Annotated in this window: 24 protein-coding genes and 1 tRNA gene; 13 read left to right on the forward strand and 12 right to left on the reverse strand. The window is 65.4% G+C overall.

Annotated features, from left to right (window positions below):
* Positions 1 to 10 precede the first annotated feature (10 nt).
* On the forward strand, positions 11 to 1,591 hold the full coding sequence (locus G391_RS0108255) for a Na+/H+ antiporter (protein WP_029087100.1): 1,581 nt from the start codon (positions 11 to 13) through the stop codon (positions 1,589 to 1,591).
* 9 nt (positions 1,592 to 1,600) lie between these two features.
* Here G391_RS0108255 and G391_RS15705 read toward each other — a convergent pair whose 3' ends face one another.
* The 4 genes from G391_RS15705 to G391_RS0108275 all read right to left on the reverse strand — a co-directional run bounded on the left by G391_RS15705 (position 1,601) and on the right by G391_RS0108275 (position 4,539).
* A complete protein-coding gene (locus tag G391_RS15705; protein ID WP_029087101.1) occupies positions 1,601 to 1,867 on the reverse strand; it encodes a hypothetical protein in 267 nt (88 codons plus the stop codon).
* A gap of 69 nt (positions 1,868 to 1,936) precedes the next feature.
* Complete coding sequence (locus G391_RS0108265) at positions 1,937 to 2,635, reverse strand: pirin family protein (protein WP_029087102.1); 699 nt, start codon at positions 2,633 to 2,635, stop codon at positions 1,937 to 1,939.
* A 51-nt stretch (positions 2,636 to 2,686) separates the two neighbouring features.
* On the reverse strand, positions 2,687 to 3,781 hold the full coding sequence (gene aroC / locus G391_RS0108270; protein ID WP_029087103.1) for a chorismate synthase: 1,095 nt from the start codon (positions 3,779 to 3,781) through the stop codon (positions 2,687 to 2,689).
* Positions 3,782 to 3,813: 32 nt separating this feature from the next.
* The gene (locus tag G391_RS0108275) at positions 3,814 to 4,539 is read right to left on the reverse strand and encodes a DnaJ C-terminal domain-containing protein (RefSeq protein ID WP_245572063.1); all 726 of its coding nucleotides are present in this window, start codon (positions 4,537 to 4,539) and stop codon (positions 3,814 to 3,816) included.
* A gap of 79 nt (positions 4,540 to 4,618) precedes the next feature.
* Here G391_RS0108275 and pdxH point away from each other — a divergent pair, with 79 nt between their 5' ends.
* Positions 4,619 to 5,284 carry a pyridoxamine 5'-phosphate oxidase gene (pdxH, locus tag G391_RS0108280; RefSeq protein WP_029087105.1) on the forward strand — a complete coding sequence of 222 codons (666 nt, stop codon included), beginning with the start codon at positions 4,619 to 4,621 and terminating at the stop codon, positions 5,282 to 5,284.
* Here pdxH and G391_RS14305 read toward each other — a convergent pair.
* Positions 5,238 to 5,921, reverse strand: coding sequence for a TetR/AcrR family transcriptional regulator (locus G391_RS14305; RefSeq protein WP_051257235.1), 684 nt, complete (start codon positions 5,919 to 5,921; stop codon positions 5,238 to 5,240). The two genes, pdxH and G391_RS14305, sit on opposite strands and share 47 nt — an antisense overlap.
* 100 nt (positions 5,922 to 6,021) lie before the next feature.
* Complete coding sequence (gene udk, locus G391_RS0108290) at positions 6,022 to 6,666, reverse strand: uridine kinase (protein WP_029087106.1); 645 nt, start codon at positions 6,664 to 6,666, stop codon at positions 6,022 to 6,024.
* Positions 6,667 to 6,815: 149 nt separating this feature from the next.
* Between udk and motA the strand changes: the two genes are divergently transcribed.
* The 4 genes from motA to G391_RS0108310 all read left to right on the forward strand — a co-directional run bounded on the left by motA (position 6,816) and on the right by G391_RS0108310 (position 10,386).
* On the forward strand, positions 6,816 to 7,691 hold the full coding sequence (gene motA / locus G391_RS0108295; protein WP_029087107.1) for a flagellar motor stator protein MotA: 876 nt from the start codon (positions 6,816 to 6,818) through the stop codon (positions 7,689 to 7,691).
* 132 nt (positions 7,692 to 7,823) lie between these two features.
* A complete protein-coding gene (locus tag G391_RS0108300) occupies positions 7,824 to 8,108 on the forward strand; it encodes a hypothetical protein (RefSeq protein WP_029087108.1) in 285 nt (94 codons plus the stop codon).
* Between the two features lie 89 nt (positions 8,109 to 8,197).
* A complete protein-coding gene (gene mnmC2, locus G391_RS14310; protein ID WP_035304026.1) occupies positions 8,198 to 9,997 on the forward strand; it encodes a tRNA (5-methylaminomethyl-2-thiouridine)(34)-methyltransferase MnmC2 in 1,800 nt (599 codons plus the stop codon).
* Entirely contained in the window at positions 9,994 to 10,386 is a 393-nt protein-coding gene (locus G391_RS0108310) for a DUF6491 family protein (RefSeq protein WP_156893890.1), read from the forward strand. Before mnmC2 ends, G391_RS0108310 begins: the two co-directional genes overlap by 4 nt.
* A 146-nt stretch (positions 10,387 to 10,532) precedes the next feature.
* On the opposite strand, the gene G391_RS0108315 is transcribed toward G391_RS0108310, so the two are convergent.
* Together G391_RS0108315 and cpdR are read right to left on the reverse strand one after the other, a co-directional pair.
* Positions 10,533 to 10,607, reverse strand: a tRNA-Val gene (locus tag G391_RS0108315).
* A 66-nt stretch (positions 10,608 to 10,673) separates the two neighbouring features.
* A complete protein-coding gene (gene cpdR, locus G391_RS0108320; protein ID WP_029087110.1) occupies positions 10,674 to 11,030 on the reverse strand; it encodes a cell cycle two-component system response regulator CpdR in 357 nt (118 codons plus the stop codon).
* 81 nt (positions 11,031 to 11,111) lie between these two features.
* Between cpdR and G391_RS14315 the strand changes: the two genes are divergently transcribed.
* Entirely contained in the window at positions 11,112 to 11,963 is an 852-nt protein-coding gene (locus tag G391_RS14315; protein ID WP_245572068.1) for an N-formylglutamate amidohydrolase, read from the forward strand.
* A gap of 94 nt (positions 11,964 to 12,057) precedes the next feature.
* Here G391_RS14315 and G391_RS0108330 read toward each other — a convergent pair whose 3' ends face one another.
* Positions 12,058 to 12,780, reverse strand: coding sequence for a DUF599 domain-containing protein (locus G391_RS0108330; RefSeq protein ID WP_211226485.1), 723 nt, complete (start codon positions 12,778 to 12,780; stop codon positions 12,058 to 12,060).
* Between the two features lie 257 nt (positions 12,781 to 13,037).
* Between G391_RS0108330 and recA the strand changes: the two genes are divergently transcribed.
* Positions 13,038 to 14,120, forward strand: coding sequence for a recombinase RecA (gene recA / locus G391_RS0108335; protein ID WP_029087112.1), 1,083 nt, complete (start codon positions 13,038 to 13,040; stop codon positions 14,118 to 14,120).
* A 126-nt stretch (positions 14,121 to 14,246) separates the two neighbouring features.
* Here the strand turns inward: recA and G391_RS15185 are convergent, their stop codons facing one another.
* On the reverse strand, positions 14,247 to 14,642 hold the full coding sequence (locus G391_RS15185) for a hypothetical protein (RefSeq protein ID WP_051257237.1): 396 nt from the start codon (positions 14,640 to 14,642) through the stop codon (positions 14,247 to 14,249).
* Positions 14,643 to 14,661: 19 nt separating this feature from the next.
* Positions 14,662 to 15,486 (reverse strand): LD-carboxypeptidase, encoded by an 825-nt coding sequence (locus G391_RS0108345; protein ID WP_035304028.1) that lies wholly within the window; start codon positions 15,484 to 15,486, stop codon positions 14,662 to 14,664.
* A 44-nt stretch (positions 15,487 to 15,530) separates the two neighbouring features.
* Between G391_RS0108345 and G391_RS0108350 the strand changes: the two genes are divergently transcribed.
* A complete protein-coding gene (locus tag G391_RS0108350; RefSeq protein ID WP_029087114.1) occupies positions 15,531 to 16,919 on the forward strand; it encodes a Mur ligase family protein in 1,389 nt (462 codons plus the stop codon).
* On the opposite strand, the gene G391_RS0108355 is transcribed toward G391_RS0108350, so the two are convergent.
* Complete coding sequence (locus tag G391_RS0108355) at positions 16,916 to 17,398, reverse strand: Lrp/AsnC family transcriptional regulator (protein WP_029087115.1); 483 nt, start codon at positions 17,396 to 17,398, stop codon at positions 16,916 to 16,918. The genes G391_RS0108350 and G391_RS0108355 overlap by 4 nt on opposite strands.
* 84 nt (positions 17,399 to 17,482) lie before the next feature.
* Between G391_RS0108355 and G391_RS0108360 the strand changes: the two genes are divergently transcribed.
* From G391_RS0108360 to hppD, 4 genes are all read left to right on the forward strand, one after another.
* Positions 17,483 to 18,397, forward strand: coding sequence for an EamA family transporter (locus G391_RS0108360; RefSeq protein WP_084169186.1), 915 nt, complete (start codon positions 17,483 to 17,485; stop codon positions 18,395 to 18,397).
* A 105-nt stretch (positions 18,398 to 18,502) separates the two neighbouring features.
* Positions 18,503 to 19,858, forward strand: coding sequence for a flagellar protein export ATPase FliI (gene fliI / locus G391_RS0108365; RefSeq protein WP_029087117.1), 1,356 nt, complete (start codon positions 18,503 to 18,505; stop codon positions 19,856 to 19,858).
* Positions 19,855 to 20,271 (forward strand): flagellar export protein FliJ, encoded by a 417-nt coding sequence (locus G391_RS0108370; protein ID WP_029087118.1) that lies wholly within the window; start codon positions 19,855 to 19,857, stop codon positions 20,269 to 20,271. Before fliI ends, G391_RS0108370 begins: the two co-directional genes overlap by 4 nt.
* 127 nt (positions 20,272 to 20,398) lie before the next feature.
* Complete coding sequence (gene hppD / locus G391_RS0108375) at positions 20,399 to 21,463, forward strand: 4-hydroxyphenylpyruvate dioxygenase (protein WP_029087119.1); 1,065 nt, start codon at positions 20,399 to 20,401, stop codon at positions 21,461 to 21,463.
* The last annotated feature ends 176 nt before the right edge of the window (positions 21,464 to 21,639 follow it).

Raw genomic sequence — 21,639 nt, forward strand, 5'->3', positions numbered from 1 at the left:
GGCCATCTGAATGCACGCGCTGGAAGCCTTCGAACTGATCCTGGTGCTGCTGGCGCTGGTGTTCTTCCTGCAGTGGGTGGCGCTCAAGCTGAAGTGGCCACCGGCCACAGTCCTTCTGATTGGTGGAGGGCTGACCGCCTTTGCGCCCGGCCTGCCGACCTTCGAGCTGGATCCCGAGTTGGCGCTGGCTCTGTTTCTCCCTCCGCTACTGGTCGATGGGGCGACCAACACCGCCCTGGGGCGGTTCCGATATCATCTCAGGGGTATCCTCTCGCTGGCGGTCGGGGCGATTGTCTTGACCACCCTGATCGTTGGCGTGGTGACGCACTGGCTGGTGCCGTCCTTGCCCTGGGCGGCGTGTTTTGCGCTGGGTGCGGTGGTTTCGCCGCCGGATGCCGTCTCGGCCCGGGCTGTTCTGAAAGGGGTGACCTTACCGCGTCGGCTGACGACCTTGCTGGAAGGCGAAAGCCTGTTGAATGACGCCACGGGCCTGATCCTGTTCCGGTTCGCGGTGGCTGCGGCCCTGACTGGGGCCTTCAGCCTGACCGACGCGGTATGGGACTTCTCAATCCTGGCGGCCGGCGGTGTCGCGGTCGGAGCCGCGATCGGGCTTGCCTGGCTGTTTGTGGTCAAGCGGCTGGACGACCGAATGCTGATCATCGGTCTGAACTTGACGCTGTGCTGGGTGGCCTATCTGGCGGCGGAGGCGGTCCATGTTTCAGGGGTCATCGCCGTGGTCGTCGCCGGTCTGATTCAGGGTTGGTACCAGCACGAGGTGGTGCCTGCCGGCGTGCGCCTGCAAGGCCGTGGAGCCGGTGAGCTGATGAGTTTTGTGCTGGAAGCTCTGGTCTTCATGCTTATCGGCTTCTCCCTGAGGGGCGTGATCGAGCGGATGGGGCAGGACGGAGGCGTTGACCCTGCCATGGGCTGGGTGGTCCTGGGCGTGGTTGGGGCGGTCACGGTCGCCCGGTTCGTCTGGGTGTTTGGGGCGGACGCCGTCATGGTCGTGGCCCATCGGCTGGGCCTGAAGCGAGAGCCGCTCGGCTGGCGTCAGGCGACGGTCTTGAGTTGGGCCGGCATGCGGGGTGTGGTGACGCTCGCCATCGCCCTGACCGTGCCGCTGGATTTGCCGGGCCGCGACCTGATCCTGATTTCCGCCTTTGCCGTGATCTTCGTCACCGTCATCGTTCAGGGATGCAGCCTGGGCTGGCTTATCCGGCTGGTGAAGCCGGTCGATCTTGAGCCGGCAGCCGAGGTGTCCATGGCCCAGGCCGAGCTGGCCATGGCCCGCGCCAAGCTGGAGGTGGTGGAAGCATTTGCCTATGCGCCGGACGGCACGCTGCTGCACCCGCAGATGCTCGAAATGCACACGCGCCGGACCCAGTACATGGAAACCTATGCGGAAAACGCCGAGGAAGAGCTGGAAAACATGCAGCCCCAGTTCGACGCGTCGCTGGAGGCCGTTGGGGCCGCGCGGGCGGTCTTGCTAGGGCTTCACCGCACTGGACAGATCGAAGACGAAGTCTTGCACAGCCTTGAGCGCGATCTCGACGTCGAGGAAATGACGATCTTCTTCCAGCGGAGCGAGTAGCTCGCCCGGCTACTGCGGACGATAGGCCGAGCAGTCTTCGTTCGCGCCGCGCCGGACGCGGCGTTCGCACTCGCGGCGCATTTGACGATACTCTTCGGCATCCGAGGTGGTGACGGCATCGACACCCGCGCCGACCACGGCCCCGGCTGCGCCGGCAGCGGCCCCGACAACGGCACCCGCTGTGCCGACGACAGCTCCCGCCAGACAGCCCTGCAGGCCTAAAGCTCCCACCATCAACGCGGATAGGGCGGTGAGACGAACAAGGCGAGGGGTCATGGCGGGCTCCAGGGGCTCATGCCCTCATAGCCCGCCATGGTTAGCGCAATATGACCGGACGGCGCCGGGCTAGCGGCTATCCACCATCACCAGCTCGGCGTCTTCGACCGCGCGGATGACCAGCTCGGCCTCATCCTTGATGGCTGCGCCGTCGCGGTGGCCGATGGCGACGCCATTGACCTCGACCGCGCCGACCGCCGGCACCAGATAGCCACGTCGGCCTTCGCCCAGCGGATAGCGGATCTCCTCGCCGGCCTTCAGCGTCGCGCCCAGCACGCGGGCGTCGGCGTTGATCTTCAACGCGTCGTCGTCACCGGCCATGCCCGACGCCAGGACCGTAAACCGGCCGTCCCGCTGGCCCTTGGGGAAGGGTTTCTGGTCCCAGCTGGGCGCCGCGCCCGGCTTGTCCGTCTCGATCCAGATCTGGAACAGGGTCGTGGCCTCGGGCTCCAGATTATATTCGGCATGGCGCACGCCGGTGCCGGCGCTCATCACCTGAACGTCGCCCGCCCCCGTGCGGCCCTTGTTGCCCATCGAGTCCTGATGGGTGATCGCGCCTTTGCGGACATAGGTGATAATCTCCATGTCGGCGTGCGGATGAGGCGGAAAGCCCGAGTTGGCCGCGATGGTGTCGTCGTTCCAGACGCGCAGCCGGCCCCAGCCCATGTTGTTGGGGTCATAGTGGCTCGCGAACGAGAAGTGATGTTTGGCGTCCAGCCAACCGTGATTGGCGCCCCCGAGCTTGTCGAAGGGTCTGCGTTCGATCATTGGAGATCCTCCCAAGAGTGATGTTGGAAGGTATATAGGTAACAGTTGTGGTTACGGAAGGGGCGCGCCCGCCTGCCCCCGGTGCCTGAGCATCGCATCGGCCAGCACGCACGCCGCCATGGCCTCAACCACCGGCACGGCGCGGATGCCGACGCAGGGATCGTGGCGGCCTTTGGTGCGGATCTCGGTTTCGGCCCCGTCGCGGGTGATCGACTGGCGGGGCGTCAGGATCGAGGAGGTCGGCTTGAAGGCCACGCGGGCGGTGATCGGCTGGCCGGTCGAGATGCCGCCGAGAATGCCGCCCGCCTTGTTGGACAGGAACACCGGCTGGCCGTCCGGGCCGAGGCGCATCTCGTCGGCGTTGTCTTCGCCCGACAGTTCGGCTGAGCCGAAGCCGGCGCCGATCTCCACCCCCTTGGCGGCGTTGATGGACATCATCGCGGCGGCCAGGTCGGCGTCCAGCTTGCCATAGACCGGCGCGCCCCAGCCGACGGGAACGCCCGTCACCTCAACAGCTACGACCGCGCCGATTGATGAGCCCGCCTTGCGGACCTCATCCAGATACTGCTCCCACCCGGATGTGTCAGCGGTCGCGGCATTCAGCGGATTGCCGTCAACCGCGCCGAAGTCGATCTGATCTTCAGACAGACGATGCGCCCCGATCTGGACCAGGCCCGCGCGGACCACCACGCCGTCGCCCAGCACCATGCGCGCAATGGCTCCCGCCGCCACGCGCATGGCCGTCTCCCGGGCCGAAGACCGTCCGCCGCCCCGGTGATCGCGCACGCCGTATTTGGCCTGATAGACATAGTCCGCATGGCCCGGCCGATAGGCGCGAGCGATCTCGCCATAGTCTTTCGAGCGCGCGTCCTGGTTCTCGATTAACAGACTGATAGGCGTGCCCGTCGTCACCGGCCCGGCACCGTCATCGAAGGTGCCCGACAGAATCTTCACCGCATCCGGCTCGCCGCGCTGGGTGACGAACCTAGAGCCGCCGGGTTTGCGGCGATCCAGCCAGGGCTGGATGTCGGCTTCGGACAGGGGAATGTTCGGCGGGCAGCCATCGACGACACAGCCGATCGCCGGCCCGTGGCTCTCGCCCCAGGTCGTCACGCGAAACAGATGGCCGAAGCTGTTGTGAGACATGATTCAGGCTTAGCCGAACCTCCGTTCGCCGCCTATCCCCGCATCCAGGCGCGTTTGAAGCGGCCCAGTCGCTCGCGCACCGGGTCGGGAGCGGTCGCTGCCAAGGGCTTGAGGGTGACAAACAGATGGCCCTGCGGCTTGCCCGCGCGGGCGGGAAGCCCCTGATCCTTCAGGCGGAGCCGGTAGGGTGCGGGCAGGGCCGGGGGGGCGGTGACGGCATGTTCGCCCCGAGGGCTGACGACGGTGAAGCGTCCACCGTGGCTGAGCAGTGACGGATCAACCTGGCACTCCAGCCAAAGGTCGTCGCCGATGATCCGCATGTCTGCGTCAGGCCTGATTTTGACGGTCAGTAGGAGATCCGAGCCGTCATCCGCCTTGCCCCCCAGACGCACGGTTTCACCGGCCCGAAGCCCGGCCGGCAGTCTCAGGCCCAGGGTGCGGCCCGAGGTGATCTCGACCCGGCGCGACACGCCCAGCATGGCTTCACGCGGCGAGATTTCCAGTACGGACGGGGGCGGGCAGGGCGTTTCGGTCGCAGGCTTCGGTTGGGATGCCGGTCGGGCCGGCATGGTGGTCCGCGCCGCTTCCAGGGCCTGAAGCAGGCGATAGGCTTCGATGACCTGGCGGAACCGATCCTCATCCCCGCCTGACTGATCGGGGCGCGCCGCCTTGGCCGCGCGGCGAAAGGCGGTCGTCAGATCGGCCCCGCCCACCGGGCCGTTCAGGCCGAGCAGGATACAGGCGTCCTTGGAGGTCATGGGCCGGGCGATAGGCATATCGACCCGAGGAAATACGCCCTGCCTCTGAAAACCCCGTTAAGCGCGCTATATCCCTCGCATGAGCCGAGATGCCCGCATTCCGCCCAGTCCGTCCGCAGACGACTATGCCCGCCAGTTGGACGCCAACGGCGACGAGGCTGAGTTCGAACGGGAGGAGCCGTTCGCCCTGTTCGGCGAGTGGTTGGCGCTGGCGCGCGAGCGTGAGCCCAATGATTCCAACGCGATGGCTCTGGCGACGGCGGATGCAGAGGGCCTGCCTGACTGCCGCATGGTGCTGCTCAAGGACTTCGACGCACGGGGGTTCGTCTTCTACTCCAACGCTGAGAGCGCCAAGGGCCGGCAGCTAGGCGAGAATCCCCAGGCGGCGCTGCTCTTTCACTGGAAGTCGCTGCGCCGTCAGGTGCGGGTGCGAGGCCGGGTCGAACCCGTCAGCGCGGCAGAAGCCGACGCCTATTTTGAAAGCCGAGCCCGAGACGCGCGCATCGGTGCCTGGGCCTCGGACCAGTCGCGTCCCCTGCAAGGTCGGTTCGAGCTGGAGCGGCGGGTGGCCGAATACGGCCTCAAATTCGGCCTGGGGCCGGTTGCGCGCCCGCCATACTGGACCGGTTGGCGGCTGATCCCAGAACAGATGGAGTTCTGGCGAGATCGCCCTTTCCGTCTGCACGACCGGCTTCTTTTCAGCCGATCGTCCGATGGCTGGCGGCGAAGCCGTCTTTTCCCGTGATACGCTCCGACGGCACCGGCTCTGCTGTCCCGTAGCGGGCCACGAAGGTTCGCACCGCGTCCTCCGCGATCTGATCCAGATTGCGCTCCAGTCGATGGGAATCGCCCAACATCATGGCCGACATGAACAGCGGGTGTTCGATCATGCCCATCAGCTGGCCCGCCGCAGTGGCCGGGTCCTCGACGATCAGTCTCCCCTCACTGGCAAGCGTTCGCAGCGCCGCGATCAAGGGGCCCCCGACCTCGCGCCGACCGCGTTCATAGATGTCAGCGGCGGCCTGTGGAATCCGGCCGCGTTCAGCCGCAATCAGCCGCAAAACGGCCCGCACAAAGGGATCTGCAAGGAACTGGGCGTAGCCCCGTGCGAAGTTGAGAATCCGCTCACCGGCCGCGCCCGATCCGAAACGTACCGCCCGCATCATGCCGACGAAATGTTCCGAAGTATCCAGGATCGTGTGGTGGAACAATTCCGCCTTCGACGGAAAATGCAGATAAAGCGTTGCCGTCGAAATCTGGGCGGATCTGGCAATCGTCCCCATGGCCGCCTTGCCAAAGCCGTCGCGGAGAAAACAGTCCCGCGCCCTGTCCAGAATTAGTCGCCGTTTGTCGTCGAAGTCCTCATCTAAGCCGTCCGTCATGCCCCTTGCCTGTGCCCTAAACTGGACGCCCCACATCCTGTCAGGCGTAAGTCCTAATCCGGGAAATCGCCGTTCCGCAACCCCGCCGTGCAGGGAAAATTCATTCGATGATGGATTTTAGCCGGGGATCGGCCAGGAGCGGGGCAATCAGCCGATCCAGATTTGTCTGTCCGTCCAGGCGCACGGCACCGGCCTCATCGAGGATGACGACCTCGGCTTCGGTCCGAGAGGGTTCGACCTGGCGCAGATGGGCGGGGCGCACAGTTCCCAGGTACTGATTGACGACCGATTCCCAGGTTCGCCCGCGCTCGGCCTGATCGCGGATGAGGCGGCGAATAAAACGAATATCAGCAGGCGTATCGACGAAGATCCGCAGATCAAACAGGCGGGTCACCTCCGGCGTACAGAACAGGTGAAGCCCCTCAACCACCACGACATCGACCGGTCCGACGCGGGTTGACTGACTTTCGAGGCGACGATGGGTGACAAAATCATAGACGGGCACCTGGACCTGCCCCCCCGCTTTGAGGGTCGCCAGATGCTCGGCCAGAAGCGCGTGGTCGCGAGAGGCGACATCGTCGAAATCAAAGCGCGCCGGATCGAAGCCCGGCTCGGCTCCCCAATCGCCGTAGTAGCTGTCCTCGGCGATCATGGTGGCGGCGGCCCCCAGGCGGTCCGTCAGGGCACGCGCGATCGTGGTCTTGCCGGAGCCGGAGCCGCCTACGATGCCGATCAATAGAGCCATGGCTGCCTAGCTATACCGGAACAGCGGGGGACGAAATGGGGCCGAAGGTCACTTTGGCCGGTCCAGCCGGATCGGGCATTCGGCGAGCAACCCCGCCTTAAGCATTCCACTTCACCATGCCGGAAGAATTCTCACGTTCGGGCCAACTCATGTTTCAGATCATCGGCATCGTCATGCTCTTTGCCATGGTGTTCGGCAGCTATGTGCTGGCGGGCGGCAAGTTTGGCGTCATCCTGCATGCGCTGCCGCATGAGATGATGGCTATCGGCGGAGCGGCCATCGCCGCGTTCCTGATCTCGAACTCGCCGGCGGTGATCAAGAAGACCCTGGCCGGTCTGGGCAAGGCTTTTGCGGGACCCAAGTGGAAGGCCGGCGACTACAAGGACCTTCTCAGCCTGCTGTTCATGCTGACCAAGACCATGAAATCCAAGGGCGTGATCGCCCTCGAAAGCCATATCGAGAACCCCAAGGATTCCGCGATCTTCCAGAAGTTCCCGAAGATCATGAAGGACCATTTTGCTATCGACTTCATCTGCGACACCCTGCGGATGATGACCATGAACCTCGAAGACCCGCATCAGGTCGAGGACGCGATGGAAAAGCAGCTCGAAAAGCACCACCACGAAGCCTTGGCCGCGCCTCATGCGCTGCAGAACATGGCCGACGCCCTTCCGGCGCTCGGGATCGTCGCGGCGGTGCTGGGGGTTATCAAGACCATGGGCTCGATCACCGAGCCGCCGGAGATTCTGGGCGGCATGATCGGCGGCGCCCTGGTCGGCACTTTCCTGGGCGTGTTCCTGGCCTACGGCCTGGTCGGACCGATCGCGGCGCGGCTCAAGGCGATCGTTGACGAGGAGGCTGCCTTCTACAAGATCATCCAGTCGGTCCTGATCGCCCACCTGCACGGAAACGCCGCCCAGATCTCGGTGGAAATCGGCCGAACCGACATTCCATCGACCGCCCAGCCGAGCTTTGCCCAGCTTGAAGAAACGCTCGCTGCCGCGCCCATGGATGCCGCCGCCTGATCGGTGGCGGAGGGAAAAAAGTGATCACGGCTTCGTGATTCTTTGCTTGCGGCTGCGATCAAATACGCGTTACGTCCCCTCAGCGGGACTCATGATCCCGCGTCAAAAAAGTCCCTAGGGAAGGAACGCATCATGATCATCCGCAAGCTCCTCATCGCTTCCATCGGTGTTGCCGCTCTGTCGGTCGCCGCCTGCCAGCCGGCCGCTGAAGAAGCCGCTGAAGCCGACGCCGCTGCCGAAACGGCCACGGACGCCGCCGCTGACGCCGCTGCCTCGGCTGACGCCGCTGCGGCTGCTGCCGGCGATGCCGCTGCCGCCACCGGTGAAGCTGTTGCCGACGGCGCTGAAGCCGCCGGTGCCAGCATGGAAGCCGCTGCTGAGCAAACCGAGGCTGCTGCTTCGGAAGCTGCTCACTAAGACATCGCCGCAAGGCAGACTGTCTGGGAAGGGGTCGCCCGCAGGGCGGCCCCTTTTCCTTTGGAGCATTCGGGTTCACAGCATCCTGGATGCGTCCCGATTTTCTCAAACTGGCCGAACTGGACTGGACCGAGGACGGTCAGCCGCTGTCGTCGGTCTATGGCGACGTTTATTTCTCTCGGGAGGGCGGGCTGGCGGAGAGCCGGGCTGTGTTCCTGGCCGGATGTGGCATGCCGCAGGTCTGGCAGGGTCGGACCCATTTCACCGTGGCGGAGTTGGGATTCGGCACGGGCCTCAACATCCTGGCGCTGCTGGACCTGTGGAGGCGTGAACGGCCCGCGGGCGGTCATCTGCATATCTGGTCGGTCGAGGCCCACCCGCTGTGGAAACAGGCTCTCGAGCAGGCCCATGCCGCCTGGCCGGACCTGTCAGACATTTCAGGCCAGATTGTTGATCGTTGGCCGGTCCTGACGCCGGGAACCCACCGGATGGCTTTGCCCGACTGCCACGCCACGCTGGATCTCGCCTTTGGTGAGGTCGAGCCGATGTTGCGACAGTGGTCCGGGCGTGCAGACGCCTGGTTTCTGGATGGCTTTGCACCGGCAGCCAATCCCGCCATGTGGTCCGATGAGGTGTTGAGCCTGGTCGGACAGCGCTCGGCCCCAGGCGCGCGCGCGGCGACCTTTACCGTCGCGGGCCAGGTCCGGCGCGGCCTTGCGACGGCTGGATTTGAGGTCGAGAAAAAGCCAGGCCATGGGCGCAAGCGCGAGCGGCTGGAGGCGGTCTATCCGAGCGAATGTCAGGACGCGCCCGATCTCCGGCACGTTGCTGTGATTGGGGCCGGTATTGCCGGAGCCGCCCTGGCTCGCGCCCTGGCCCGCCTCGGCAAGTCGGCAACGGTGTTTGACGTAGTGGGGCCGGGGGCCGGCGCTTCGGGGGCTCCGGCGGCGCTGGTGACGCCCTGGGTCGATGCCGGGCTGTCGCCGGCCTCTGTGCTGGCGGCCCAGGCCTTCCTCTTCGCGACTGACCTCTATCAGCGGGAAACACCTCAGGCCGTGATCGATCGGGGCGTGCTGAAGCTGGCGCGCGACGCCGCAGACCAGAAACGTTGGCTGACCGCAGCGGGACAAGCCATCTGGCCGTCGACCCTGATTTCAGAGTTGGACGCCGAGGGCGCCGCGGCCCTCGTTGACGAACCCCCGGGACAGCCGGGCGTTTGGCTGATGGATGCCCTGACAATTGATCCGCGCGCGGTTCTCGATGCCTGGCTGGCGGACACGGAGATAGTGCGAGCCGGCGTGCTGGAGATTCGGCCTGGCTCAGAGCCCGTCATCGTCACGGACGATGGGCGCGAGCGGCGCTTTGACGCGATCATTGTCGCGGCCGGCTTTGCCTCCAAGGCTCTGGGGGTGGCGGGGGTGTCACCTGTCCGCGGGCAACTGTGCTGGGCGGATGGTATCACGGCTGGACGGGCGGCGATCTGGGGCCCCGGCTATGCCATACCGACGCGGTCAGGAACCCTGATCGGTGCCACCCATGACCGAGGGCGCGCCGAAGCGGATGTCGATGTCGCGGACACGAATCGACTGCTGGCCCGACTGGTTGAGACGCGCCCGGTCCTTGCCGGCAAGCTGGAGGGCAGGGCGGTTGCGGGCCGGGCCGCCGTGCGCGCTGTCACCGCTGATCACAGGCCCCTGTGCGGGCAGGTCGGGCAGGGGGTGTGGGCTCTGAGCGGGCTGGGCGGTCGCGGTTTCATGTGGGCCCCGCTTCTGGCGGAACACCTGGTTGCCGAGATGATGGCCACACCTTCGCCTGTATCTGCTGATCACCTCCCTCTCATAGTGCCGCATCGTCTTGCGGCATCCCCCAAGGCAGGAGCCCAGAAATGAGAACCCCGCTTATCCTTGCGACCCTGGCCCTCGGGGCCGGGACGGCTTGTGCACCCACGACCCCCGGTATGGCCCAGACAGGTGCCCCGCGTGAGTGCTTTTTCACCAGCGAAGTCCGATCTTTCGCCTCTTCGGATGACCGCCATGTCTATGTACGGACCGGTCGTAATGAAGTTTTCGAGTTGAGCACCATGGGCTGCTCCAACGCCGACTGGTCGCACCAGATCGGCATTGTTCCGCGCGGCGGCGGCACCTCGGTCTGTTCCAGCATGGATGCCGAACTCATCGTGCCGGATCTTCCCGGCGGCCGCACGACCTGTCCGGTGACGGGCGTGCGCCGTCTGACCGATGCGGAAGTCACGGCCTTGCCGGAACGCGACCGGCCCTAGGTTCCATGACCTGACGAGTCGAGATGCGCCCTTCGGTCCCGGCCGGAGGGCGTTTCTTGTTTTGCGCTGACGGGTGAGGGGCCAAATCCGGCGCAAGCGCCGGTGCCCAGCGACTGAGCCCCGTCGTGCGGATTTGTTTGAAGGAATGGTGGACGCGACAGGGATTGAACCTGTGACCCCTACGATGTCAACGTAGTGCTCTACCGCTGAGCTACGCGTCCGTCCGATCGCCTTGTGGGCGCGGAGGCGGGTCTATAGCCCGGCATTCGCGGGGGCCGCAAGGGGGGTTAAGCGGCCACCATGCGATCGACCTCGGCGACGATGTCGCGCAGGTGGACCGGCTTGGACAGAACCTTGGCTTCGGGCGCAGCCTGGGCGGCGGAAAGCGCCACCGCCGCGAACCCGGTAATGAACATGATCTTGACGCCAGGCTGACGCTGGGCGGCAATGCGCGCCACCTCAATGCCGTCGGCCCCCGGCATGACGATGTCGGTCAGCAGTAGATCATAAGGCCCCTGATCGAGGGCATCGATGGCGTCATCCCCGTTTTCGCAGGCAATGACCGTGTGTCCGGCCTTTTCCAGAGCCCGGGCGAGAAAGCCGCGCAGGGACCCGTCGTCTTCGGCCAAAAGGATATGCGCCACAGCTTGTGCCCCCTACAATCAGAACCGGCAGCTTAGCGGAAAGGGCGTAAACCGGGAATGAAGGCGACGGGCGACCAGACGATGATCCTCGAGTGGTTCGCGGCGTGCAGGTCGACTCCTTTGATCTATGCCGTTGCCCACGCGGGGCGGGGGTTTCCACAAGCACACCGCGCGCAACTTCAGGCCAATATCGCCACGCTGCGAAGCCTCGAAGATCCGCTGGTGGACCAGCTGACCGACGGGGCAGGGGCTTTAGGTATAGCGCGGCTGGTCAACCGGACGGCGCGGGCCTTCGTCGATGTGAATCGGGACCCCGCAGATATCGACCCTCGACTTGTCGAGGATGGTCGAGGACGCGAGACGCCTCGCACCCGCGCCGGTCTGGGGGTTGTTCCGCGCCTGGGCGGGGACGGCAAGACACTCTATCGCGGACGGCTGGACCGCACTGAGATCGAAGGGCGCATCCATGAGGTTCACCGCCTCTATCATGCCGAACTGACGGCGATGATGCATGAGACGCGGACCCAGTGGGGGCGGGCGGTGCTGATCGACTGGCACTCGATGCCGTCGCTGGCGGCACAGGCGGAGCAACGACGCGGAGGGATGCGCCCCGACATCGTGCTGGGTGATCGCCACGGGCAGAGTGCGTCATCAGAAATCGCCGGCGCCGTTCGGGCCGCCTTTGAGGCGCGGGGACGGCGGGTCGTTATGAACCGTCCGTTTGCCGGGGGGTATACGACCCAGCTCTGGGGTCAGCCCAATCAGAGCTTTCACGCCGTCCAGGTCGAGATCGACCGGAGCCTGTACCTCAATGAAGAAACCCTGGAGCCGGTGCCCGGTCTGGAGAGGCTACAGGCAGACATCCAGGCAGTTGGCGAGGCGTTGATCGCCTGGCTGGAGTCAAAAAAAGCCGCGCCCGAAAGCGCGGCTTGAAGTCATTTGGGAGGAAACGCCCAATCAGGGCAAACCCAAGATACGTTGCAATGCACAATTCGCAACCCCGATTCTTTCGCAGTCGCGAAAAAACTTATGAGGTCGGCGGAGCCGGGCCGCCGAGGACCGATAGGGCGTGGCGGACCCCCAAGGCCGCAGGCGATGCCGACTGTCGCCAGGCCAGAAGGGCGATGGCCATCAAGGCGCCGAGCGCCAGGAATGCCGGATGAATCAGCCAGGCGCCGGCCGCAAGTGCGAAGTAGTAGACCCGAACGCCGCGGTTGAACCCATGCATGGCCGGGTTGAGAACCTCGGCCACCGTCAGGGCATAGGCATCCAGATGGTCCGGCGCCGCGTCTGACTCCGGGGCCGCCCCGACCAGCGCCACCGTGTAGTTGAGCTGGCGGATGGACCAGATGAAGTCCAGCAGGCCACGCGCCAGGCAGATACTGATCAGAGCGAACTTGACCTCCATGACGCGGGTGGGGGCCTCAACCCCCACGGCCGGGAGGTTTCGCAAAGCGGCTTCGCCGCCAAACAGGACACCGCCAACCGCAGCAATCAGGATCAGGTTGGCCGAGGCGAAAAAGGAGGCCGAGTTGATCGTGTGGCCGAGCAGCTGGCTGTCGACCATGCGCATTTCGCGTCGGGTCATGGCGCGCATCCAGGCCGTCCGCATCAGGTCGAGGTCGGCGTTCAGGGCCCCGCGCCGCCGGCTGATCGCGCGGATCATCGGCTCACAGGCCAGCCAGGACAGCAGAAAAACAACCAGCGCCCCGAGGTCCATGGCCGACAGGCCGAACGTCCACTCGTCCATGATTGCGAACCCTTTCGCTCGGATCAGGCCTACGCCTTAGCACACGGGAAAACGGCTGCGAGGGCTGTTCTGACCGTACCCCCTGGGGGCGAAGCGATGCGACAAAAATGGTCGTATCCGGGCGGTGCTCGTCGAACAAACGAACGAGAACATATTGCGAACGAGAACAAACCATGCACATATGCCCTTCGACGCGGCGGCGGGTCCATGGCGGGCTGACCGGACAGCGACGGGAATCGTGTAAGGGGAGATCTTTGATGGCGCAGGCGGCTTTGAGACTGGTGGGTAAGCAGGATTCGGATAAGGCGAAGGCGCTCGAAGCGGCGCTGGCCCAGATCGACCGCGCCTTCGGCAAGGGCTCGGTGATGAAGCTGGGGACCGGGGGCGTTGCCGCCGAGATCGAAAGCGTTTCGACCGGGTCGCTCGGCCTGGACATGGCCCTGGGAATCGGGGGTCTGCCGGTGGGCCGGGTGATCGAGATCTACGGCCCGGAAAGCTCGGGCAAGACCACCCTGGCGCTGCACACCGTCGCCGAGGTTCAGAAGAAGGGCGGCGTCGCCGCCTTCGTCGACGCCGAACACGCGCTGGATCCGGGCTATGCCGCCAAGCTGGGCGTGAACCTGGATGACCTGCTGGTGTCCCAGCCAGACCACGGCGAACAGGCGCTGGAGATTACCGACACCCTGGTCCGTTCGGGGGCGGTGGATATCGTGGTCGTCGATTCCGTCGCCGCTCTGACGCCGCGGGCCGAAATCGAAGGCGAGATGGGCGACAGCCTGCCGGGGCTTCAGGCGCGACTGATGAGCCAGGCCCTGCGCAAGCTGACCGGCTCGATTTCCAAGTCCAAGTGCATCGTGCTGTTCATCAACCAGATCCGTCACAAGATCGGCGTGATGTATGGCTCGCCCGAGACGACGACGGGCGGCAATGCCCTGAAATTCTATGCCTCGGTGCGTCTGGATATTCGCCGCATCGGGTCGATCAAGAACCGTGACGAGATCGTCGGCAACTCGACCCGCGTGAAGGTGGTCAAGAACAAGGTCGCGCCGCCGTTCCGCGAAGTTGTCTTCGACATCATGTACGGCGAAGGCGTGTCCAAGCTGGGTGAGATCATTGACCTGGGCGTCAAGGCCGGGGTCATTGAGAAGTCTGGTTCCTGGTTCTCTTATGACTCGACCCGGATCGGCCAGGGTCGTGAGAATGTCCGCGAGTTTCTCAAGGCGAATCCCGACATTGCCGACGCCATTGAAAAGGCCGTGCGCGGATCGACGGACCGGATTGCCGACGACATGCTGGGCAGTCCCGAGCCTGATGAAGGCCAGGACGACAGCGAGGGCTGAGGCCGTTTAACGAACCTCTCCGGATTGGGAGGTCCTGCGACCCGCCACCGACCCCGTGGGGCCACTACCCCACCCGGAGACGAGAGCCGTCCGCCCCGCCGGCGGGCGGCTTTCACATATCCAGATTCAGTCGCCCGGTCCGAGAGCGAAGGTCATCTGATAGTCCAGCGGCCCCTGGTCCGGTGCGGTCCGACGGGGCGGCGTTACCGCCGTCAGGCGCAAGCTGCGAGCGTCCTCCAGGGCGATGCCGCGGCGAAGCTCCATCACCTCGGCGCGCGCCTCTCGCGCGGTGCGGATCTCGACCCTGACATGGAAGAAGCCGGCGTGAACGCATTGCACATCAACGGGGCAGCGGCTGTCCTGGACCACCTCGATCGGCCGGATCGAGACGTCGCCGATGCGGGCCGTCTCCCCAAGCCGCGTCGTGGCCTCACCGTTGAAGACCGTGGGTGGGGCGGGTGTCGAGGCACAGGCGGCCAAGGCCATGGACATCGCTATCGTCGGGATCATCGCCGGTCGCATGACGGCCTCCGCTTGCGGCTCAGGAAAAGGGCACGATCTTGTTGTCGAGATCATGGCCGATATCGGCCTCCCCGAGGAACGAAACGCCTGAAACCTCGCACCAGTGCCGCACAATCTGTTCGGGAGTCTGCTCGAATGGCGGGTCGTTGTCAGGGATGTCTGAAATGCGGCCCAGGCGAAGGCCCGCCGCACGCCGGACATTGGGGCTGGACGTGATGTGAAAGAGGCTTCGGTCGATGCGATACAGGTGCTCGGACAGATCCTCGAGCATCAATGTGCGGCCCGAGAAATCCGGCTCAAGCGGTGTCCCCAGCAGGTTCGACAGGACGGTCAGGTTGAAAGCCATGGTCGGCATCTTGAGCGCGTTCGGCTCGCACGCCGCGTCAGTCTCGTCGACCAGCCAGTCGAGCGCGCGCCACACCGCCGCCTCACCGCCGGGGCGCAGAACGTCCTGGCACATCGGTCCATGGGCGGCGCGCGACGCCCCGGCCTTGGCCAGGGCGGCCAGGACAAACCCCAGGTCCGAATAGCCCAGGAACGGCTTTTTCAATGCGGCGGCATTCATCCGCTCGACCGCCGCCTCAGCGACGCGATTGGAGCCATAGCCGCCCCGCGCGAACCAGACAGCGTCGAGGGTAGGGTCGTTGGCCACCTCGACCAGGGCATCCTCGCGGGCCCGGTCCGACCCGGCGAAATGGCCCTGGGCCAGGAAGCACTGAGGGTGAACGACCAACTCGACGGGATGCCCCTGGCGCAAAGCGGCCAGCTTGACGACACGTTCGGCGGCCTCGGGGCTGAACCGTCCGGCGGGCGCGACGATGCCGATCCTGAACGGTGATGTCATCAATCGGCTCTCCCCAAACGCGCCTGTCCGTCTATAGAGGCCCCATGACCCAATCGTCCTATTTTTTCTGTGGCGTCGGTGGCTCGGGCATGGCCCCGCTGGCGCTCATCATGCGTTCGAAGGGCTTCCGGGTTCAGGGGTCTGACCGGGCGCTGGACCAGGCGCGGGTGGCTGCCCGATTTGACTATCTGCAAAGCCAGGGGATCGACCTGTTCGCCCAGGATGGCTCGGGTGTCGTCAGCGCCGATCAGATCGTGGTGGCGTCCGCCGCCGTCGAGGATACGGTTCCTGACATGGTGTCGGCGCGCCGCGTCGGGGCCAGGGTCATGCGCCGGGCCGAGCTGCTCAGCGAGTTGTTCAACGGCTCGGACCAGCGCGTCGGCGTGGCCGGCACCTCGGGCAAGTCGACGATCACGGCCATGCTGGCCTGGATTCTGGACCGCGCCGGCCAGGACCCGACCGTCATCAACGGGGCGGACATGCTCAACTATGTGACAGCCGACGCACCATTTGCCGCGGCGCGTGTCGGCGCCCCGGACCTGTTTGCCGCCGAGGTCGATGAGAGCGACGGCACCATTGCCCTGTACGACCCCACCGTTGCCGTCGTGTCCAACATCAGCCTTGACCACAAAACGATGGAAGAGCTGCGCCAGCTTTTCGGCGACTTTGTCGCCAAGTCGCGTGTGGCCGTCCTGAATTTCGACAACGCCGAAAGCCTGGCCCTGGGCGGGCGGGCTCAGGAGGCGGTCAGTTTCAGCCTGATCTCCAGCGAGGCGGACCTCAGCGCGCGCGATATCGTCCAGCGTCCGGATGGCGTCGACTTCACCGCCCATTCCCGGGATGGAGCCAACTGGCCGGTCAGCTTGCGGACGCCGGGCCTGCACAATGTCGCCAATGCTCTGGCGGCATTGCTGGCCGCTCGGGCCCTCGGGGTCGACATGGCGGCGGCGGCCCAGGCGCTTTCGGACTATCGCGGGGTCCGGCGTCGACTTGAGGTGACAGGGATTGCCGGAGGGATCATCGTCATCGACGACTTTGCCCATAACCCGGACAAGATCGCCGCGACCTTGCGGACGCTACGGGCCTTCCCCGGCCGGTTGCTGGTCATGTTCCAGCCGCACGGCTTTGGACCGATCCGTCTGATGCGTCGCGAGCTGGCCGAGGCATTCCAGCAGGGGCTCGCCCCCGATGATGTGCTGATCATGCCTGAGCCCGTCTACTACGGCGGGACCACGGACAGGTCCGTGGGGAGCCAGGATCTGGTCGGCGATCTGGTGGCCATGGGTGTGAAGGCTGAGGCCTATGCCGATCGCGCAGCGTGTGGGGATCGACTGGTTGAACTGGCCAGGTCCGGTGATCGCATCATCGTCATGGGTGCGCGCGACGACACCTTGTCGGTGTTCGCGCAGGACCTGCTGGAGCGGTTGGCCTAGCCCGCCAACGGTGCCCGGGACGGGTCGAAGGCCACGATCTCGCGGATGGTGATCATGCTCTGGAAGTCCTCGACACCGGCATCGTCGCCCAGCGCGCGCTCGCAGAACGCCTCATAGGCTTCCATGTTCGGCACGGCGACGTTGAGCAGATAATCCCACTCTCCGGTCACGTCCCAGGCCGCCTGGACCTCACGGCTGACCTTCATCGCCGCCTTGAAGGCGGTGCCGCGTGCCCGATCGCGAGACGGAAAACGTACCAGAACGTGGATCGTCATGTGAGGCGCGATCCGGCCCGGATCGACGACCGCCACGTCGCGCACGATCACGCCCTCGGCCCGCAGCCGCCGCATCCGGCGCAGGACCGCCGATTCCGACAGGCCCACGGCGTCTGCCGTCACCCGCGCCGGTTCCAGGTTATTGGCCCGTGCCCGCGCGATCAGCTTGCGGTCAAAGGAATCGAGTTTGACGAATTCCGTCATTTCAGGCCCGTGCACGACGAAAACAGACGCACATCCTGCGAAGATCGCCGGGAAGCGCAAGCGGGAATTCGATACGGTCACAGCATGATCCAACTGGCCCTGAGACACGATGATATGACGGCTCGCCTGCGCGCGATCTGGCCCTATGCGGCGGTGGTTGCGGCCATTGTTTCGTTTGCGGTCGGGACGACGGTAGCCAAGTCGCTCTTCCCCCTGGTCGGGGCCGAAGGGGCCGTGACCCTGCGCGTCATTCTGTCGGCTGTGGTGCTGGCGGTGATCTTCCGGCCGTGGAAGGCGCGGCGGACGGGGGCCAACCTGTGGCTGACGGTGCTGTTCGGCCTGGTGCTGGGGGCCATGAACCTGACCTTCTACCTGTCGCTTCGGACCCTTCCGATCGGCGTGGCGCTGGGCATTGAGTTTATTGGTCCGCTCAGTGTGGCCCTGATCGGTGCGCGGCGGCTGTCGCATGTTCTGTGGGTGGCTCTGGCGGCCGCCGGCCTGTTGTTGCTGTTGCCGATCGCCGGTGGTGGCATTGATCCGGTGGGGGCCGGTTTCGCCGCGCTGGCTGCGGTCTTCTGGGCGCTCTACATCGTGCTGGGCAAGAAGCTGTCGGACTTCGATCCGGGGCGGTCGCTGGCCTTGGGGATGTTTGCCGCCGTGCTGGTCGTCGCCCCCATCGGGATTGAGCCGCTGTCCGTGCCCGGCGTCCTGACGCCGACCGTGCTGGGCCTGGGCTTGCTGGTCGCTATCCTCTCGAGCGCCATCCCCTATTCCCTGGAGATGGCGGCCCTGCGCCACCTGCCGCGCCGGACCTTTGGCGTCATGCTCAGCCTTGATCCTGCGGTTGGGGCCCTGTTCGGGCTGCTGTTGCTGGGTGAGATGCTGACGGGCGTTCAGTGGCTGGCCGTGGCCTTCATTGTCGCGGCGTCTGTCGGCGCGGCGGCCACCAGTCGTGACCCGACGCCCAAGTCGGCCATCCCAACAGACGCACCGGCCTAGTTTCTCGGTCCTTTCCCCATGATGATGGGGAGGAGAGGTGCCGAATTTCATCCCCCATTAACCACGTTCCCGCATTCGTGGAGATCAGTTCCGCGGGGCCTAGGTTTGCGTCATCTCATTCAGTCTGTCCGCGCCGTCGATCCGCTGGTCGTGACCGGCAAGGTCGCGGCGGTGTCGGGCCTGCTGATCGAGGCCCGCGGTGGGTTGTCGCGTCTGTCGGTTGGGGCCCGGGCCGAGATCATCCGTAGCGCCGCCAACGATCCCCTGCCGGCCGAGGTGGTGGGATTTCGCGATTCCAAGGCCCTGCTGATGCCGTTCGGACCGGTCGAGGGCGTGTCGCCCGGTGCCGATATCCGGCTGGTGGCAGACGGTGCCAATGTGCGGCCCACGACCGCCTGGCTGGGTCGCATCGTCGATGCTTTCGGTGAGCCGATCGACGGCAAGGGGCCGCTGCCGCGCGGGCCCGTTCCCTATCCGCTGCGCGCCGCGCCGCCTGCCGCCCACGCGCGGGATCGTGTGGGGGAACGATTGGACCTGGGCGTGCGGGCGCTCGACTGTTTCGTCACCACCTGTCGGGGGCAGCGCCTGGGTATCTTTGCCGGGTCGGGTGTCGGCAAGTCGGTGCTGCTGTCGATGCTGGCGCGCGAGGCGACCTGTGATGCCGTCGTCGTCGGCCTGATCGGGGAGCGGGGCCGAGAGGTCCGCGAATTCATCGAAGAAACGCTGGGCGAGGCCGGGCTGGCCCGATCCATCGTCGTCGTGGCCACGTCTGACGAGCCGGCGCTGAAGCGCCGCCAGGCCGCCTATATGACCCTGGCCCTGTCGGAATATCTGCGGGATCAGGGTCTGGAAGTCCTGTGCCTGATGGATTCGGTCACCCGCTTCGCCATGGCCCAGCGCGAGATCGGCCTGGCGGCGGGCGAGCCGCCAACGACCAAGGGCTATACGCCCACCGTCTTTTCCGAACTGCCCAAGCTGTTGGAACGTGCGGGGCCGGGGCCTGTCGGGCCGAATGGCAAGCGGGGCGGGCCGATCACCGGCCTGTTCACCGTGCTGGTGGACGGCGGCGACCACGACGAGCCCATCGCCGACGCCGTGCGCGGGATTCTCGACGGCCACATCGTCATGGATCGCAAGATCGCCGAGCGCGGACGTTTCCCGGCTGTCGATGTGCTGAAGTCCGTCAGCCGGACGATGCCGGACTGTCAGACGCCCGAGGAGCGTGAACTGAACAAGCGGGCGCGCCTGAGCCTGTCATCCTATGCCGACATGGAAGAGCTGATCCGCATCGGGGCCTATCGCGCCGGTGCCGACCCCATCGTTGACCGGGCCATTGCCCTGAACCCGTCGCTCGAGGAATTCCTGCGTCAGGACAAGGACGATTCGACGCCTCTTAACGAAGCGTTTGCTCGTCTGGCAGCCATACTGAACCAGGGCAGGGTTGAGGAGCCGATCCAATGACTAAGTGGGCACAGTCGCTGATCCGCATCTCCAACTACGAGGTAGAGACGCTGCAGAAGCGTCTGGCGGACATCACCACGCGCCGGGCAACCGCCGAAATGCGCATTGCCGTGCTGGATGCCGAACGCGAGCTGGAAACAGAGAATGCGCGCGCCTGTCCGTCGTCGGGCCGGCTGCTTGAGGCGTATCTGGGTGGCTGGAAGCTGCGTCGCGATACCGCCCAATCCGATCTGCGCGAGGTTGAATCGGAAGAGTTGGGGGCCCGAGACGCCCTGATGTCGGCGTTCGAGGAGCTCAAGAAGTTCGAACACGTCGCCGAGGCGACCCGATTGAGCCAGTTGGCCGCGCTCGCTCGTCGCGAATCCGCAGCCATGGACGAACAGGCCATTCGACGAGCCGCCCGCGCGGGTTGATCCACCAAAAAGCCGCCCCAACGGACGGGGCACCGCGCCGCAGGCGTGACTTCCGCACGGCCTCACCTTGGCTTTCGGGTCGCCAGTGCCTAGGTTCCGCGCAACCGAGACACAGCAGGAGGCCGCCATGACAGCCAACCCGACCGATCCGATGGGCCTGGACGGCTTTGAATTCGTCGAGTTCGTCAGCCCCGATCCCCAGGCCATGAAGGCCCATTTCGAAAAGATGGGCTTCGTTGCTTCGCATACTCGCCCGGACGGTGGCGTGGTGCGGATGAAGCAGGGCGACATCAGCTTCCTGATCAACTCCTCTGACGAGCCCAATGCTGTGGCCTTCCGTGAGGCTCATGGCCCGTCAGCCGCCGGCATGGCCTTCCGCGTCAAGAATGCCGCCGAGGCCTATGATCTGGCTGTCCAGCGCGGTGCCAGGCCGGCTGAGGCACCGCAGAACGCCCTGGGCGACTATCCCTATGTGCTGCAAGGCATCGGCGGCAGCCTGCTGTATCTCGTCGACCAGTTCGGGGGCGAAAGCCTCTATGACGGCTGGACCGAAGCGCCGGGCTGGGCCGAGGCCGAGGCGAAGAACCAGGTGGGCCTGACGCTGCTGGATCACCTCACGCACAACGTCCGCAAGGGCCAGATGCGGACCTGGTCGGGCTTCTATGGCGACGTCTTCGGCTTCGAGGAGCAGAAGTATTTCGACATCAAGGGCAAGGCGACCGGCCTGTTCTCGCAAGCCATGGTCGCGCCGGACGGCATGATCCGCATTCCGCTGAACGAGAGCCAGGACGAGCAATCCCAGATCGAGGAGTTCCTGCGTCGCTACAACGGCGAGGGCATCCAGCACATCGCCCTGCACACCGACAATATCTTCGAAACGGTCGAAGAGATGAAGCGGCGCGGCATCGATTTCCAGGACACCATCGAAACCTATTTCGACCTGATCGACAAACGCCTGCCGGGCCATGGCGAAGACGTGGAGCGGATGCGTGCGAACCGCATCCTGATCGACGGCTCGGACCAAGACGGCCTGCTGCTGCAAATCTTCACCCAGGATACCTTCGGCCCGATCTTCTTCGAGATCATCCAGCGCAAGGGCAACCAGGCGTTCGGCGAGGGCAACTTCCAGGCCCTGTTCGACTCGATCGAGCTGGACCAGATCCGGCGCGGGGTCGTGAAGGTCGACGCCTAGGGTCAATCGACATTCAGCGGTGCATCTTGCCGGGTTCCAGGTACGTCCGTCATAGCCGGGCTTGTCCCGGCTACCCATTACCTCGACACCCGGTGGACGGCTGGAACATCGAAACTCACGAACGATCGATGCGGTAATGGGACCCCGGTACAAGGCCGGGCAAGGCGCTGCTTCAG

Origin of the sequence: Brevundimonas aveniformis DSM 17977 (assembly GCF_000428765.1) — a bacterium.
Lineage (GTDB): Bacteria > Pseudomonadota > Alphaproteobacteria > Caulobacterales > Caulobacteraceae > Brevundimonas > Brevundimonas aveniformis.